This is a genomic window from Endozoicomonas sp. NE40 (genome assembly GCF_040549045.1).
In the GTDB taxonomy this organism is placed as follows: domain Bacteria; phylum Pseudomonadota; class Gammaproteobacteria; order Pseudomonadales; family Endozoicomonadaceae; genus Endozoicomonas_A; species Endozoicomonas_A lisbonensis.
The window spans coordinates 3,310,001-3,327,313 of record NZ_JBEWTB010000002.1 but is presented as its reverse complement, the minus strand read 5'-3'; the positions used below and the strand labels follow the sequence as shown (position 1 = coordinate 3,327,313).

12 protein-coding genes and 2 rRNA genes (1 of these 14 running past the window's edge) are annotated in these 17,313 nt (G+C 48.9%); 1 reads left to right on the top strand and 13 read right to left on the bottom strand.

Annotated features, from left to right (window positions below):
• Positions 1 to 18 precede the first annotated feature (18 nt).
• The 10 genes from V5J35_RS15865 to rpiA form a co-directional block, all read right to left on the bottom strand.
• Positions 19 to 597, bottom strand: coding sequence for a chemotaxis protein CheB (locus V5J35_RS15865; RefSeq protein ID WP_354008075.1), 579 nt, complete (start codon positions 595 to 597; stop codon positions 19 to 21).
• A complete protein-coding gene (locus tag V5J35_RS15860; protein WP_354008074.1) occupies positions 597 to 1,418 on the bottom strand; it encodes a CheR family methyltransferase in 822 nt (273 codons plus the stop codon). The genes V5J35_RS15865 and V5J35_RS15860 overlap by 1 nt, the downstream gene beginning before the upstream one ends.
• A complete protein-coding gene (locus V5J35_RS15855) occupies positions 1,415 to 2,290 on the bottom strand; it encodes a response regulator (RefSeq protein WP_354016438.1) in 876 nt (291 codons plus the stop codon). Before V5J35_RS15855 ends, V5J35_RS15860 begins: the two co-directional genes overlap by 4 nt.
• Before the next feature lie 19 nt (positions 2,291 to 2,309).
• A complete protein-coding gene (locus V5J35_RS15850) occupies positions 2,310 to 5,612 on the bottom strand; it encodes an ATP-binding protein (RefSeq protein WP_354016437.1) in 3,303 nt (1,100 codons plus the stop codon).
• Between the two features lie 433 nt (positions 5,613 to 6,045).
• Positions 6,046 to 6,786: an ABC transporter ATP-binding protein gene (locus V5J35_RS15845; RefSeq protein ID WP_472924774.1), complete on the bottom strand. Its 741-nt coding sequence runs from the start codon at positions 6,784 to 6,786 to the stop codon at positions 6,046 to 6,048.
• Positions 6,787 to 6,789: 3 nt separating this feature from the next.
• Positions 6,790 to 7,557: a high-affinity branched-chain amino acid ABC transporter ATP-binding protein LivG gene (gene livG, locus V5J35_RS15840; RefSeq protein WP_354008072.1), complete on the bottom strand. Its 768-nt coding sequence runs from the start codon at positions 7,555 to 7,557 to the stop codon at positions 6,790 to 6,792.
• Positions 7,554 to 8,873 carry a high-affinity branched-chain amino acid ABC transporter permease LivM gene (locus V5J35_RS15835; RefSeq protein ID WP_354016436.1) on the bottom strand — a complete coding sequence of 440 codons (1,320 nt, stop codon included), beginning with the start codon at positions 8,871 to 8,873 and terminating at the stop codon, positions 7,554 to 7,556. Before V5J35_RS15835 ends, livG begins: the two co-directional genes overlap by 4 nt.
• Positions 8,870 to 9,796 (bottom strand): high-affinity branched-chain amino acid ABC transporter permease LivH, encoded by a 927-nt coding sequence (gene livH, locus V5J35_RS15830; protein ID WP_354008071.1) that lies wholly within the window; start codon positions 9,794 to 9,796, stop codon positions 8,870 to 8,872. The genes V5J35_RS15835 and livH overlap by 4 nt, the downstream gene beginning before the upstream one ends.
• 101 nt (positions 9,797 to 9,897) lie before the next feature.
• Complete coding sequence (locus V5J35_RS15825) at positions 9,898 to 11,019, bottom strand: branched-chain amino acid ABC transporter substrate-binding protein (protein WP_354008070.1); 1,122 nt, start codon at positions 11,017 to 11,019, stop codon at positions 9,898 to 9,900.
• Positions 11,020 to 11,548: 529 nt separating this feature from the next.
• The gene (gene rpiA, locus V5J35_RS15820; protein WP_354008069.1) at positions 11,549 to 12,220 is read right to left on the bottom strand and encodes a ribose-5-phosphate isomerase RpiA; all 672 of its coding nucleotides are present in this window, start codon (positions 12,218 to 12,220) and stop codon (positions 11,549 to 11,551) included.
• Between the two features lie 127 nt (positions 12,221 to 12,347).
• On the opposite strand from rpiA, the gene ilvA reads away from it, so the two are divergent.
• Positions 12,348 to 13,862: a threonine ammonia-lyase, biosynthetic gene (ilvA, locus tag V5J35_RS15815; RefSeq protein ID WP_354008068.1), complete on the top strand. Its 1,515-nt coding sequence runs from the start codon at positions 12,348 to 12,350 to the stop codon at positions 13,860 to 13,862.
• Positions 13,863 to 13,908: 46 nt separating this feature from the next.
• Here ilvA and V5J35_RS15810 read toward each other — a convergent pair whose 3' ends face one another.
• From V5J35_RS15810 to V5J35_RS15800, 3 genes are all read right to left on the bottom strand, one after another.
• A complete protein-coding gene (locus tag V5J35_RS15810; RefSeq protein ID WP_354008067.1) occupies positions 13,909 to 14,601 on the bottom strand; it encodes an SDR family oxidoreductase in 693 nt (230 codons plus the stop codon).
• A 162-nt stretch (positions 14,602 to 14,763) separates the two neighbouring features.
• Positions 14,764 to 14,879, bottom strand: a 5S ribosomal RNA gene (rrf, locus tag V5J35_RS15805).
• A 119-nt stretch (positions 14,880 to 14,998) separates the two neighbouring features.
• Positions 14,999 to 17,313 (bottom strand): 23S ribosomal RNA (locus tag V5J35_RS15800); it runs 578 nt beyond the window's last position.

Below are 17,313 nucleotides of genomic sequence, written 5' to 3'. Positions count from 1 at the left end.
GTTACTGTTTAAGCTCGCTTATGGCTGCCTGAGATAACCGGCAATGCCTTCCAGATCAAGAATGGCATCGGTACATCCCGTCTCAATCGCCGCTTTAGGCATGATCTTCGCCTCTGCTGATTCAGGTGACTGAGCAACCACTTTGCCTCCTGCCTCTTTAACAGCTCTTACACCTGCCGCCCCGTCACTGTTTGCACCGGTCAGGACAATGGCAGTGACGTTTTCACCAAAGACATCAGCGGCTGACTCAAACAGAACATCAACGGCCGGCCTTGAGTGGCAAACCCTCTCGTCAATACTCAGGCTCAGCATGTCACGGGACTCAACCTGCAGGTGGTAATTGCCTGGTGCCATATAAATGCAGCCGTTGTACATAGGCAGTTTATCCTGCGACAACATAACCGTAGTGCCTGTGCGGTTAGCCAGAACATCCACCAGCCCTTTTTCATCACCTATTCCCAGATGCTTACAAACCAGTATGGGAAAATTAAATTCGCTTCCCAACTCTGAAAAAATGGTTTGCAGAGCGCTGAATCCTCCTGCCGAGGCGCCAATCACTACAATGCGTTCAACCGGTGATACTTCTTTAACAGGCATCAGACTTTTTTCCTGAATATTCGCTGAGGCCGGTCAACGGTTTCGAGCTGGCTCGACGATTCACTGAACTGAATATTTTCCCGCCGCCCAAGGCACAAAATACCCCGGGACCTCAAACTGTCAATCAACAGTTTCAGTACCCGGTCCTGCAACTCATTGTTGAAATAAATCAGTACATTGCGGCACAGAACAAGGTTCATTTCACCGAAGACACCATCCGATACCAGATTATGGTTGGCAAAGGTAATATGCTCTGACAGCCGGCCATTGAATTTGATCGAGTCGTACCCCCGGCTGCAATAATTCTCCAATGACGTATACCCACCGGACTTGCTGTAATTGTCTTCATACAGTGGCAACTCAGCATCCGGATAAATGCCACTGCGGGCAATTTTCAGGGAGTTTTCATTAAAATCTGTCGCGTATATCTGGCAGCGATCCAGCAGATTTTCTTCGTCCAGCAAGATTGCCATGGAGTACGCTTCCTGCCCTGTCGCACAACCGGCATGCCAGATTTTTATAAAAGGAAAGGTCTTTAACAGAGGAATGATGTTCTTGCGCAATGCCTGAAAAAAGTCGGGGTCACGAAACATCTCTGTCACGGTGACAGACATATCTTTAACAAAGTGGGCAAAGGCGGCTTCATCATGGATAAACAGGGGAATAAGGTCGCTGATTCTGTCTGTTTTGGCCGCACTCATATGCTTGCGAATTCGCCGCATCATTGAAGCCCGGGCATAATGGGCAAACTCATATCCATATCGAGCTTTTACTGCATCGAGTAATAGCTGCAGCTCCAGATCCTGATAAGTCTCTGTCATTTGAATAACCACAGCTTCATCATAGCCACCAGCTTTTCAAGGTCTACAGGCTTGGTCATATAATCGTTGGCTCCGGCCTCAATGCATTTAGACTTGTCGTCTGACATGGCCTTGGCCGTAAGTGCAATAACCGGCATATCCTTCAACTGCGGGTGTTCCCGCATCTTTGTCATGGCTTCATAGCCATCCATCACTGGCATCATGATATCCATCAACACCAGTTCTATACCCTCTTCTTCTTCCAGCTTCTTCAGTGCATTCTCACCGTTATCAGCGATCAGTACTTCCAGCCCAATAGCCTGAAGCCCTTTTGACAGAGCAAAGGTATTACGCAGGTCATCATCCACCAGCAATATTTTGTGACCTTCCAGAGAGTTCTCCGGAAGACTTACAGGTTCTTTTTCGGTCCCATCGTTATTGTCAATGGAATGCATGAACAGGCTGACCTCATCAATCACCCGGTCCGATGCCATATCACCTTTCATCACCATCGAACCGCTGAATTTTTGCAGCTGGTTATGTTCTTCCTTACCCAGGACTCTGCTGGTATGAATAACAATCGAAGGCATTTTTCCCTGCAATTTTTCGTACAGTCCCTCCAGAAACGCCAACCCGCTCATATCTGGCAGGTCAACATCCATAACAATGCACTGCCATTGATGTTCCAGCTGTGAAACCATGGCATCGGCAGCTGTTTTGGCTTCGCCAACATTCAGCCCTTTTTTCACCAGCAGTTCTTTCATGTGCGCCCGGCTGCTTTCATCCGCATCAAGCAGCAATGTATGACTGATGTCTGATGAGATAGCCTGCTCGACGGTGGTAAACACGGACTCCAGATCCGCTACTGTGACAGGCTTGGTTAAATACCCCACAGCATGAGAATTTTTAATCTCATCCCGATCCCGGCCCGGAAATAATATGAACCGGAATATCGCGAGTTAATGGTTCGCTTTTGAGAATATTAAGAACCGCTTCACCGTCCATATCGGGCAGACCAAGATCAAGCACAATAGCCCCTGGCCGACTGGATTTAGCCATCTCAATGCCTTCCTGACCACTGTGCGCCACTAAACAGACAAACTGATGGTTTTTCGCTATCTGACATAAAATGTTGGAAAAGTGTTCATCGTCTTCGATCAGCAACAGGGTTTTGCCGTCTGAAGACAATAGGGCAGCATCTGCTTTCGGAGCTGGTGCCGGTGTCTCAGCCATTTCCCTGACCTTTTTACGAGCCTTTCCCGGAGAGGTTGCAGGTTTGTCTGCTGCAGCTCCTGACAGGCCATCAGAAACAGCCGGTGAGTAACTTTCTGCCAGAATTTTTTCACCGGTAAGAGAGCAGACAGCATTGTCTGGCAGATAGAGCGTAAAGGTTGTGCCTTCATTTTCTGTACTTTCAAGCCCTATGTACCCGCCCAGCATGTTTGCCATTTCCCGGGAAATAGCCAGACCAAGGCCGGTGCCACCATACTGGCGGCTGGTTGAACCATCCGCCTGCTGGAAAGCTTCAAATATGACTTTTTGCTTCTCTTTCGGAATCCCTATACCGGTATCCCTGACATCAAATGCCACAAAAGTCTCTTCACCATGCTCTGTCTGTCGGCTGGTATTGTGTATGCGGATATAAACACCGCCTTTTTCAGTGAACTTGAATCCGTTAGACAGGAAATTTTTGATAATCTGCATCAGCCGCTGGCTGTCTGAAAGAATGCACCGGGTAGTTCCGGGATCGACTTCTACGGAGAAGTCGAGGCCACGGTCATCAGCCAGCGGCTTAAAGAGTGTTTTGGCGCTGGTACACAGTTCTTCAACATCAACGTCTTCCAGATTAACTGCCATCTTGCCCGCTTCAACCTTGGACAGGTCAAGAATGTCGTTAATCAGGTCAAGCAGCTCTTTACCGCCGTTGTATATCACCTCGGCAGACTCAATCTGGTCTTCGGTCAGGTTGCCCTCGTCATTGTCTGCCAGCATTTGCGCCAGCAGCAACAGCGAGTTCAGAGGTGTGCGAAGCTCATGGGACATATTCGCCAGAAACTCTGACTTGTATTTACTGGCCAGTTCAAGCTCTTTGGCTTTTTCTTCCAGTGTCTTGCTGGACAGTTCAATATCAAGGTTCTTACGTTCAATTTCAGCTTTCTGCTGTTGCAGCATTTCGGTCTTTTCTTCCAGCTCAACATTGGACTTCTGCATCTCCTCACTTTGAGCTTTCAGTTCTTCCTGTGATTCCTCCAGAATCTTGGCACGATTTTCCAGCTCATCATTCACAGCTTTCAACTCTTCCTGCTGTTCACGCATGGCTTCTGACTGTTTGGTGGTTTTGTCGAGCAGCTGGTTAACACGGGTTCGGTATTGGGCTGAGTTAATGCCAATCGCTACGTTTTCAACGGACTGCTCAAGGAAGGCTTTCTGCTCTTCGGTCAGTGGCTTCAACAGCCCAAACTCAAGAACACCCTTTACTTCATTCTCATACATCAGAGGCACCACAATAACAGAGTGTGGAGCCGCCATACCCAGACCTGACTCAACGGTCATGTAATTATCTGGCAGATTGGTGAGTTCAATCGTCTGCTGCTCAAGCGCGGCCTGCCCGACCATACCCTCACCCAGTTCGAAACTGTTTTTGGTCTGTTTGCGCTTACTCCAGGCGTAAGAGCCCATCAGCTGCAACTGTTTATCATCATCCAGAACGTACATAGCGCCTGTCTGCATATCCAGATATTGAGCCAGATACGACACTATATGCTTACAGAGGTCAGAGATTTCCTGCTCACCGCGAATGCTGTTATTCAGCCCGGCCTGCCCATCCTGCTGCCAGCTTTTCCTTTTATTTTCATTAATTACCCGCCGTAACTTTTCGGTCATTTCAGCAAAGCTGCTACTCAGCTCACTGATTTCATTGTGACCACTGATTACATCAACCTGTACATAGTCTCCGGACGCCACCCGATTCACCCAGGCGGTAATGGTACGAATCGGTTTTACCAGCCTGCGGGTAATCAGCAGGGCGATCATCAATACCAGCAGAATGGTGATCGCAGTAATAAGCAGCAGCCGGTTCCTGAAGCTTTTAACCGTAGAAAAAGCGTCCGTTTCCAGTACTTCTGAAATCATCACCAGTGGCGTCCCCGCCACATTTATGGGGTGGAAAGTGCCTAGTACAGGTTGATTGCCAGCATTTTTATAACTGAGAATATGAGCACGACTGGCAACCATTATGTCTTTTGCCTTTGAATGCTCCTCAGTTTCCTCTACATCCAGGCTCAGATCATCAAACTCATTCTCACTTAATTCATCGTGATCATGACCGTGATCATGATCCAGGTGTTCATCAAGCTCAACAAACTCGAAAGTCTCTTCATCCAGGCGACTGATCCAGTTTTCAACCAGAGGGTTATCGACCTGAACCTTCATGGTCTGGTCAGAACCCAGCTCTGTTCCGTAGCGAACATACTGGTCGGTACCCACAAGGTAGGATTTCAGTCCCGCACCAAACTGGTTATCGTTCTCGAATATGCTTTGAACGTTATAAGCCAGTATCTGAACGGCCAGCACACCATCCACGCCTTCCCGGTCATTGACGAGCGGCAGAATAAAGAAACTGACGGGCTGGTCGTGAATCGCTGGATATAAATCGACATCAGCATAACGGGGTTCAGCCAGTTCTATGCTGCTTTTGACGGCAAGAGAAAAAGAAGTTGCTTTAAGTGATTCATCTTCAAACAGGTTTTTCCCAAGGTCGGAATAGGCGTTCACCGTGTAAAGAATATTGCCATTCGCATCCGCCAGAATGACATCGGAATAATCGTAATAACGCAGGAAATCAAGAAACTCCCGGGAATAGTCGTCCAGTATATAGTTGTAGGGTTCTGAGTAGACAAAGTCATTCAGGCTGCTTCCTGACTGAATAAAACTACTCTCAAGCTTCTGCAGAAACGTCTGGGCTATGCCTGCCTTTATAAACAGGTTGGTGACAACCGAATCAAAGTAATCATTAATTTGCTGGCTCAACAGGAGATTGATGGTGGTCAGCTCCTGATAGCGACTATCGACAATGGCATTTTTCCCTTCACGGTACTCGTTGAAACCAATGATTGCGATAGGCGTTAAAGACAGCAGCATGAACCAGCCAAACAAAGTGGCTGCGAGTCCATGTCTGAATTTGGTCTGTGATTGTTGACTGTCTGTTCGCTTCATAAAGGGCAAATCCATTGCATCCTGATCAGCCAGATGTTCAGGGTTTAACCCTTATTCAATCGCCTCCACCACAGAAAGGTTTAGCGGATATGCCCCCCTCTCAGAAACCAGAAAAGAGACTTTTAGCGAAATAAAGTAAAGACAAACCCAGTGCCAAAAGAGAAAGAGACAGCAGGACTATTTCCTGACGGCTCAATTGATCATTCGAAGGTTTCATACTGCTCACCTCGTACTGCTTAATCAGTAAAAATTATAGGAAAGCAGCACAAACTATCTCCAGGCAGACAACAGTGTCCATTACCCGTATCTTCGGTCTGTCAGGATAATTGCAGAAAGAAAGGAGGAAGGACGGGTCGATACCCGTCTGATCAGTGGTAGGTATCGACCTTTAAAGGGTGAATACAAAACAGCGCAACGTCACTAATTTGGCAATTCAGGCACCAAGATACGCTTCCTGAACTGCTTCGTTGGTCAACAGGACACTGCCCTGATCCTGTAGAACAATGCGTCCGTTTTCCAGAACATAGCCCCGGTCTGCAAGTTTCAGAGCCTGATTGGCATTCTGTTCAACCAGAAAAATCGTCACGCCTTCGCTGCGCAGCTTGTCGATGATTTCAAAAATCTGCTGAATAATAATGGGGGCCAGCCCAAGCGAAGGCTCATCCAAAAGCATCAACCGGGGAGAACTCATCAGCGCCCTGGCAATGGCCAGCATTTGCTGCTCGCCACCGGACATGGTGCCGCCACGTTGCTTTAAACGCTCCTTGAGTCGGGGAAACAGCTCTAATACGTGTTCAAAGTTTTTCTGAAACGTTTTCCCTTCTACAAAGAAGCCGCCCATGGTCAGGTTTTCCTCAACCGTGAGGCGGGAAAAAATCCGACGCCCTTCAGGTACAATCGCCAGCCCCGAGCGCATAATGTCTGATGTTGGTTTGTGTGCGATGTCCTGACCATCATAAATAATACTGCCTGAGCTGGCCCTGGGTTCACCGCAGATGGTCAGTAATAATGACGTTTTACCGGCCCCGTTGGCACCGATCAGAGTCACTATCTCCCCCGGCCAGATATCGACACTGATACCATCCAGTGCCTGAACCTTGCCATAAAAAGCGGAAACCTTTTCCACACTCAGCAAAGGCTTTCCCATCAATGTTTCAATAACATTATCTGCCATGATTCAGGACTCCCCCAGATAAGCTTTGATCACTTCCGGATGACTTCGCACCCTGTCCGGAACACCGGAAGCCAGAGGTCGCCCCTGATTAATCACGTATATACGATCTGAAATCTCCATCACCAGTTTCATATCATGTTCAATCAGCAACACAGAGACATTATGATGGTCTCTGAGGTCTGAAATCAGCTCATTCAATTCTGCGGTCTCATTAGGGTTCAGGCCGGCAGCCGGTTCATCCAGCATAAGAAGCTCTGGTCTGGTGACCATGCAACGGGCTATTTCCAGTCGCCGCTGTTGACCATAAGCCAGGTTCCCCGCTTCCCGATTGGCAAACTCTGATAACCCAACCTTATCCAGCCAGTATTCAGACTGCTCCAGAGCCTTCCGCTCACTACGGCGAAAAGCCGGTGTTTTAAACAGACCGGACAGCAGGTTGGTATTCAGGTGCCGATGCTGTGCCACCAGAAGGTTTTCCAGCACAGTCATCGATTTAAACAACCGGACATTCTGAAAAGTCCGAACCAGTCCCAGACGGGATATTTTAAACCCCGGCAATTGATGAATGGCCTTACCCTTAAACTGGACAACACCGCCTGTTGGCTTATAAAAGCCTGTCAGGCAATTAAATACTGTTGTTTTACCAGCACCGTTTGGCCCAATAATAGAAACAATCTCTCCCGGGCGGACTTTCAGCGCCACCTGATCCACGGCCAGCAACCCGCCAAAGCGCATACTCAAATCATCGGCTTCCAATAACCATTCACTCATGAGGATGCTCCTGCTTCGACAACCTGACCTTCAGAGGCTTTATTCTTGGTTTTTAACGTTATCTGGGGGCGCTTCATGGGCAATAAGCCTTCAGGCCGCCAGATCATCATGCATACCATCATCAAGCCAAACATCAGCATACGGTATTCCTGAAACTCCCTAGCCAGTTCCGGCAACATCGTCATAATCACCGCAGCAAGAATCACCCCCAGCTGAGACCCCATGCCCCCAAGCACAACAATGGCGAGAATGATGGCTGACTCAATAAAGGTAAACGACTCAGGACTAATAAAACCCTGTCGTGCAGCAAAGAAGGTTCCGGCAAAACCAGCAAAAGTAGCACCGATGGTAAAAGCAGACAGTTTGATCGCCGTTGGATTCAGGCCCAGTGACCGGCAGGCTATATCATCCTCCCTTAACGCTTCCCAGGCTCTGCCAATAGGCATTCGAAGTAAGCGATTAATGACAAACAGTGTCGCCAGAACCAGCAGCAGGGCAAGAATATAAAGGAAGATAACTTTATATACGCCGCTGTAATCAATCCCAAAAAACTCGTGGAAGGCCGTGCCTTCTCTGGCACGTCGGTTAAACTCCAGACCAAACAGTGTGGGCTTGGGAATCTGGGAAATGCCATTAGGGCCATTGGTCAATTCCGTCCAGTTATTCAGCAGGATGCGGATAATCTCTCCAAACCCCAGCGTCACGATGGCAAGATAATCCCCTCTCAGACGTAAAACCGGGAAGCCAAGAATAAAACCAAAGAAGGCCGCCAGAAGCCCACCGGCTAATAGCCCGGTCCAGAAGTCCACGCCAAAGTACTGATTCAGCAGTGCGTAACCATAAGCCCCAACCGCATAAAATCCGACATACCCCAGATCCAGCAAACCCGCCAGACCAACAACGACATTTAACCCAAGTCCCAGCATGACATAAATTAACGTCAGGGTAGCCAGGTCAACAGCGCCTCTTGAGGCATAAAACGGCCAGACAAATAAAGCGGCAACGGCAAAACAAAGCACCAGCCTGCGGGCGTTCTTGTAATAAGAGTCAAAATAAGCGGGTTTGGTCGTCAGAACCGGCACAGCAGGCAAACGCTGCTTTACTGATTTAAGGCCATGATCCAGCCAGTCCCTGAACAGCTGAAAGATAAAAACAACAGCAGTAGCTATGGCGATTGACGTATAGATGGATGATTCAACCCCCTTAATCCGCAGAATCATACCATCAGACTGAAGTCGTACACCCAGCATAAGGCTGGCAAGAATCACCAGAACCACTGATGACAGAATGGCCGGAGTCCATCGAAGTGCTTTCATACTTTTTCAACCTCCGGACGTCCAAGGATACCTGTGGGCCTGAACAACAGAATCAGGACCAGCAGACTGAAAGCAACAGCGTCTTTGTATTCAGTACTGAAATAACCTGCCGTCATCGCCTCCGTCACCCCAAGAATCAACCCACCCAGTACAGCCCCGGGAATACTGCCAATTCCCCCCAGCACCGCAGCGGTAAACGCTTTCAACCCGGCCATAAAGCCAATGTAGGGATTCACAACACCGTAATACAGTCCCAACAAAACCCCTGCCACAGCAGCCAGTGCCGCTCCAATAACAAAAGTCAGTGAAATAATCTGGTTGGTATTAATTCCCAGCAATCCGGTCATACCCAGGTCTTCAGCACAGGCACGACAGGCTCTGCCCATACGCGAACGGGAAATAAACAGCGTGAGAGCCGTCATCGAAATAAAGGTGACCATAAAAATAATCACCTGCATATACGACAGGGTGGCATTAAAGCCATCCTCAGGTCCAAAAACCCAGCCTCCATTGATCAGGCCAGGCATGGCAATATCCCTTGAGCCCTGCGCCAGACGAACATAATTTTGCAGAAAAATAGACATGCCTATGGCGGAGATCAGGGCTATCAGGCGGTTGCTGTTTCTCAAAGGACGATAAGCCACCCGTTCAACAGCAAAGCCGTAAGTACTGGTGATGATAATGCTGATAATAAAAGCGCCAGCCAGCATTAAAACGACACTGTCAATTCCCATCATGGCCAGTGCCGCTAATACAATGAAGGCAATGTAACTGCCAATCATGTAGATTTCGCCATGCGCAAAATTGATCATGCCAATAATGCCATAGACCATCGTGTAGCCTATGGCGATCAGGGCGTAGGTGCTGCCAACCGTCAATCCATTGAGGAGTTGCTGAATAAAATAGTAAAGAGAGTCTGTCATAGTAGAATCCCCAGAGCCTGACAACGACGAGCGTCGTTCAGTCAGGCCCTGTACTTCTTATTTTTATTAGACAACAAATGTCTTAAGTTTGTATAAGACAATCAATCCAGCGCCGTTTTGGTGCCATCGGCATGCCACTTATACACGACAAAGCTGAAGTCCTTGAGATCGCCCTTGCCATCGAAGGTCAGCTGTCCGGTTGGTGTCGCAAAAACATTCCTGCGCAGCACTTCCGCTACCTCTTCAGGGTCTTCATTCTTAACCATCTTCATGCTGTCTGCCATCACCTGTACCGCAGAGTAAGCCGGGAAAACAAAGGGACCCGATGCGTCATCGCCTTTTGCCTTGATGGCTTCAACCAGTTTCGCATTGGCCGGGTCCTGGTCGAAACTCTTTGGCAGGGTGACCAGTAAGCCTTCTGAAGCTTCACCGGCAATAGCAGATATATCTTTATTACCCACGCCTTCAGGCCCCATAAACGGTACCTTTAAACCCTTCTCGGCGCTTTGTCGTAAGATCAAACCCAGTTCTGGGTGGTAGCCGCCATAATAAACAAACTCGACATTTTCTCTTTTCAGTTTGGCAATGAGCGCAGAGAAGTCTTTGTCACCGGAAGTGACACCTTCAAATACCGCCACATTAATACCTGCCTTTTCCACAACATCCTTGACCGCTCTGGCAATGCCTTCGCCGTATTGCTGTTTGTCATGAACCACTGCCATTTTCTTTGGCTTGATTTTTTCAACGATATATTTGCCTGCGGTTGGCCCCTGCAAACTGTCCAGGCCAATAGTTCGGAAAATCATCTTATAACCACGGCTGGTAATTTCCGGGCTGGTTGAAGCCGCAGTAATCATCAGAATGCCTTCATCTTCGTAAACATCGGAAGCAGGCTGAGTAGAGGAGGAACAGAGGTGACCAACAACAAACCGAACCCTTTGGTTAGCAATTCTGTTCGCCACAGCTACGGCCTGCTTAGGATCACAGGCGTCGTCGAAAACCATGGCTTCCAGTTGCTTGCCATTGACTCCGCCTGCTTTATTGATCTGCTCGATCGCCATTTTGGCACCGGTAAACTGCATATCCCCATACTGTGCAACAGGGCCTGTTACAGGACCCGCCAGAGCAATTTTGATGGTATCGGCAGCCTGAGCCATACCCATGCCTCCAGCCAGAAGCATGGATGCCGTAAGGCTCAATAATGTTTTTTTATTATTCTTCATTGTGTTGACGCCCTTTCCTAAAGGATGGTTTCGACTTGTTATTTTAAAATCCCTGGTGCTTACCACTCGCTATATTAATAATTTTTTACAACCAGATCAGCAACTATGTGCTGCTTTTTCCATGATTTTTTTCTATTCCCTGAGTGGATGGGCAATTTCTCTTGCTCATGCTTTTTATAAGACATAAGTCGAATTTCCGACCAATGTAGCAAGGATCAATATTAGTAACCGCTTTAAACTTGAGGATATAAAAGGAAAAAACTGAATCAACTGGCTCTGGGAAAGAATAGTAACACCAGAAAAAGCCTGTCATAGAGGGAGCTGTACTATGGAAATGGAGAGGGATGAAAATAATTATGACTACAAGCTGAAGTTCAGCGAACTTGTCCTGCTGACCATATCATTTGGCAGCATTATCACAGCCTTACATTTTTTCTTTGCCAGTCTTTACTGATATCAGAATGATGAAACCAGGTTTATTAAAAACGGCCGGTTCAACCGGCCGTTTTTAATAATCAGACAGTAATGATCAGGCAGTGATGGTTTTCACGCCGTCTTCAGTACCCAGCAACAGCACATTGGCTGGTCGGGCAGCAAATAAGCCGTTAGTGACCACACCTACGATCTGGTTGATTTTCTCTTCAGTAGCAACCGCATCGGTAATTTGCATATTCCAGACATCCAGAATGACATTACCATTGTCAGTCACTACACCTTCGCGATAAACCGGATCACCACCCAGCTTAACCAGTTCACGGGCAACATAACTGCGGGCCATTGGAATCACTTCAACGGGCAGTGGGAACTGACCCAACACAGCCACTTTCTTGCTGCCATCAGCAATACAAATAAATTCATCCGCTACAGCTGCCACAATTTTTTCACGGGTCAGGGCAGCGCCACCACCTTTGATCAGGTGCAGGTGTTCATTGGTTTCATCAGCACCGTCGATGTAAAAGCGCAGGCTGGAAACACTGTTCAGATCGTAAACGGGGATTCCGTGACCTTTCAGGCGGTCTGCAGACGCTTCAGAGCTGGCCACGCAACCATCAAACTTCGCCTTATGCTCAGCCAGGGCATCAATAAAGAAGTTAGCGGTGGAACCTGTACCGATACCGATGATCATGTCATCTTCCAGATGTGGAAGAATACGTTCCAGAGCGGCTTCAGCCGTTGCTTTTTTCAGTTCGTCCTGAGTCATTACGTTACCTTAACAGCATGAGACACGGGGAAAACAAGAATTATACTACTCAACTCTGACCGATTTCCTTTAGAATGCCCAAAACTAATGAAAATCCAAAAAAAGTCAGTATAAATAGCAGAACAAAATGCCTCACCACTATATAAGAAAGATTCTGGAAGCCAGGGTCTATGATGTCGCGGTAGAAACACCTGTCGATCCAGCTCCCTTCCTGAGCGAACGTCTGGGCAATAACATTCTTCTCAAACGGGAAGACCTTCAGCCCGTATTTTCTTTCAAAATTCGTGGTGCCTATAACAAAATTGCCCAGCTCAATGAGGAGCAGAAAAGCCGTGGTGTGATTGCCGCTTCAGCAGGCAATCATGCCCAGGGCGTAGCGCTTGCAGCAAAAAAACTGGGCATTGAAGCCATTATTGTTATGCCCACCACCACACCGGAAATAAAGGTTCGGTCGTGTAAAGCCAGAGGCGCCAGCGTTATTCTGCATGGAGACGCCTTTGACCAGGCACTGAAACATGCCCTGGAACTGGTTGAGCAGCATGGCTACACCTTTATCCACCCTTACGATGACCCTGATACCATTGCCGGACAGGGAACGATCGGTATGGAAATACTCCGCCAGCATACCGGACCGCTGGATGCTGTTTTTGTTCCTGTCGGCGGAGGCGGACTGGCTGCCGGTATCGCTACCTACATCAAGTATCTCCGCCCGGACATTAAGGTGATTGGTGTTGAATACGAAGAGTCCGCCTGTCTGAAAGCGGCATTAGACGCTGGCGAACGTGTAGTTCTCCCCCACGTAGGCATCTTTGCAGATGGCATTGCCGTGGCACAAATTGGTGAGGAAACCTTCAAGCTTTGCAGGGAGTATATTGATGAAGTCATTACCGTTAGTGCAGATGAAATCTGTGCAGCCATAAAAGACATCTTCGATGACACCCGGTCTATCTGTGAAACCGCCGGGGCAACGGCGGTTGCGGGTCTGAAGAAATTTGTTGAGCGGGAAAGAGTTCAACAGCAAACATTGATGGCAATAGACTCGGGTGCCAATGTTAACTTTGACCGTCTTCGCTATGTTTCTGAACGGGCGGAACTGGGTGAAAAGCGTGAGGCGATTATCTCAGTCACCATTCCTGAACGCCCCGGTAGTTTTAAAACCTTCTGCGAAACACTGGGCAAACGTAACGTCACTGAATTCAACTACCGCTACCACGACCCTGTAAACGCCAGCATTTTTGTCGGTGTTCAGGTGCATCCGGACCAGATGCCCATCGACAACCTGATCAACGAGTTACGCGACAAAGGTTATCCGGTAGAAAACCTCACCGACAACGAAATGGCAAAACTGCACGTTCGCCACATGGTGGGTGGACACAGCAGTGCCGTAGACAATGAAGTGGTTTATTGCTTTGAATTCCCCGAACGGCCAGGTGCTTTACTCAATTTCCTGAACAAACTGGGTAAACGCTGGAACATCAGCATGTTCCATTATCGAAATCACGGTGCAGCCTATGGGCGTGTTGCCGTTGGTCTTAATGTTCCAGCAGAGGATCGGGTTCATCTTAATGGTTTTCTCGATGAAATTGGCTACCACTATTGCGAAGAAACCAGTAACAAGGCTTACAAAGCATTTCTTGGTTAATGGTTTTTCTTATTCCTGACGACGGGAGTCTTACGACTCCCGACTCTCAGAAAGCGCTGCTGGTCGGGTAAATCGTCATTTCATGCAGGTTCATACCGTCAGGCTGAGACAGTGCGAACACGACAGTGCGGGCAATATCTTCAGCCCTCAAACCGTGTGGTTTAGCTTCATCAAAAAACGGCGTATCAACAACGCCCGGCTCAATAATGGTGGTTCTTACGCCAGTGTCCTTCAGCTCTTCCCGCAGGTTGTAACCAATGGCAGTGACAGCCCACTTGCTCGCCCCGTACATGGAGCCTGACAAATGCAGACGTCCAGCAGCGGAGCTCATGATGACCACATGGCCTTTTCTTTTTTTGATTTCTTCCAGACTGGCTCTCAGGGTCAATCCGACACCATACACGTTAGTCAGAAGCAGATCCCGCCATTGCAAAGGGTCGGCACCACTGAAACCTCCGGGAGTGCCTCCAATACCAGCGTTGGCAAAAACAGCATCTATTCTGCCAAAGTGCTCTAAAGACTCGCTGACCAGCTTCTGCTGGTCTTCCCAAGAAGTTACATCACAGACGACAGGGTAAGCTTTTTCGCTCCCACCCAGCTCGCCGCTTAATGCCTTCAATGCTTCCATCCGACGCCCAGCGATAACAACTTGCCAGCCAGCCTCGACAATATGACGGGCGGTTTCTGCCCCTATCCCACTGGAACCACCAGTGATTATCAGAACTTTGGACGCAGCCATTTTCTATCTCCCAAAGCTAATGGAAAACAACACAAACCGTGAATTGAATGTTAGTGTAGCTTTTCTCCGTTTTTATTGTTGTATACGACTGTGTTCAATTTTTATTTTCCGCATACAGCAAAAAGCCCGACAGATTGCTCTATCGGGCTTTTCTAAATATGTGCCTGGCGATGACCTACTCTCACATGGGGAATCCCCACACTACCATCGGCGATGTATCGTTTCACTTCCGAGTTCGGGATGGGATCGGGTGGTTCCAACACTCTATGGTCACCAGGCAAAACTGGTTGATGTCCGTCTTTCAACGTCCATCCGGAATCCAAATTCTTTAAGCTTTCTTGCTTTACACTCTCTAGCGTATGGCTCTGGTTAGTTAACCAGATCGCTTTGGCGTTATATGGTCAAGCCTCTCGAGTCATTAGTACGGGTTAGCTCAACGCCTCACAACGCTTACACACCCCGCCTATCAACGTCGTAGTCTTCAACGTCTCTTATGTGGCCTCTAGGGCCAAGGGAAGTCTCATCTTGAAGGGGGCTTCCCGCTTAGATGCTTTCAGCGGTTATCCCGTCCGAACTTAGCTACCGGGCAATGCGTCTGGCGACACAACCCGAACACCAGTGGTTCGTCCACTCCGGTCCTCTCGTACTAGGAGCAGCTCTCCTCAAACTTCCAACGTCCACGGCAGATAGGGACCGAACTGTCTCACGACGTTCTAAACCCAGCTCGCGTACCACTTTAAATGGCGAACAGCCATACCCTTGGGACCGGCTTCAGCCCCAGGATGTGATGAGCCGACATCGAGGTGCCAAACACCGCCGTCGATGTGAACTCTTGGGCGGTATCAGCCTGTTATCCCCGGAGTACCTTTTATCCGTTGAGCGATGGCCCTTCCATTCAGAACCACCGGATCACTAAGACCTACTTTCGTACCTGCTCGACATGTACGTCTCGCAGTCAAGCTGGCTTGTGCCTTTACACTAACCGCACGATGTCCGACCGTGCTTAGCCAACCTTCGTGCTCCTCCGTTACTCTTTGGGAGGAGACCGCCCCAGTCAAACTACCCACCACACAATGTCCCCGATCCCGGTAAGGGACCTGGGTTAGAACCTCAATATTGCCAGGGTGGTATTTCAAGGTTGGCTCCATGCAGACTGGCGTCCACACTTCAAAGCCTCCCACCTATCCTACACAAGCAACATCAAGATCCACTGTGAAGCTGTAGTAAAGGTTCACGGGGTCTTTCCGTCTAGCCGCGGATACACTGCATCTTAACAGCGATTTCAATTTCACTGAGTCTTGGGTGGAGACAGCGTGGCCATCGTTACGCCATTCGTGCAGGTCGGAACTTACCCGACAAGGAATTTCGCTACCTTAGGACCGTTATAGTTACGGCCGCCGTTTACCGGGGCTTCGATCAAGAGCTTCGCCTAAGCTAACCCCATCAATTAACCTTCCGGCACCGGGCAGGCGTCACACCGTATACGTCCACTTACGTGTTAGCACAGTGCTGTGTTTTTAATAAACAGTCGCAGCCACCTGGTATCTTCGACCAGCCGGTGCTTACGGGGCAAGCCCTTCACACCAGCCGGCGCACCTTCTCCCGAAGTTACGGTGCCATTTTGCCTAGTTCCTTCACCCAAGTTCTCTCAAGCGCCTTGGTATTCTCTACCTGACCACCTGTGTCGGTTTGGGGTACGGTCCCTTTTGACCTGAAGCTTAGAAGTTTTTCCTGGAAGCATGGCATCAACCACTTCCCGGCCGTAGCCGGTTCGTCATCAGTTCTCGGCTTTGTGGGTCCGGATTTGCCTGAACCCACAGCCTACGACCTTAAACACGGATAACCATCACCGTGCTGGCCTAGCCTTCTCCGTCACTCCGTCGCAGTCAAAAGGGGTACAGGAATATTAACCTGTTTCCCATCGATTACGTCTTTCGACCTCACCTTAGGGGCCGACTCACCCTGCGCCGATTAGCGTTGCGCAGGAACCCTTGGTCTTCCGGCGGGGGAGGATCTCACTCCCCTTATCGTTACTCATGTCAGCATTCGCACTTGTGATACGTCCAGCATGCCTCCCGGCACACCTTCAACCGCTTACACAACGCTCCTCTACCGCTCAATACAAAGTATTGAACCCGTAGCTTCGGTGAATAGTTTGAGCCCCGTTAAATCTTCCGCGCGAGCCGACTCGACCAGTGAGCTATTACGCTTTCTTTAAAGGGTGGCTGCTTCTAAGCCAACCTCCTGGCTGTCTGGGCCTTCTCACATCGTTTCCCACTTAACTATTACTTTGGGACCTTAGCTGACGGTCTGGGTTGTTTCCCTTTCCACGACGGACGTTAGCACCCGCCGTGTGTCTCCCTTGATTGCACTCATCGGTATTCGGAGTTTGCATGGGGTTGGTAAGTCGGGATGACCCCCTAGCCCAAACAGTGCTCTACCCCCGATGGTGAGACAAGAGGCGCTACCTAAATAGCTTTCGAGGAGAACCAGCTATCTCCGGGCTTGATTAGCCTTTCACTCCTATCCACAAGTCATCCCCTGGCTTTTCAACGACAGTGGGTTCGGTCCTCCAATCAGTGTTACCTGATCTTCAACCTGCTCATGGATAGATCGCCCGGTTTCGGGTCTATTCCCAGCGACTATGGCGCCCTATTAAGACTCGCTTTCGCTACGGCTACCCTATTCGGTTAACCTTGCCACTGAAAATAA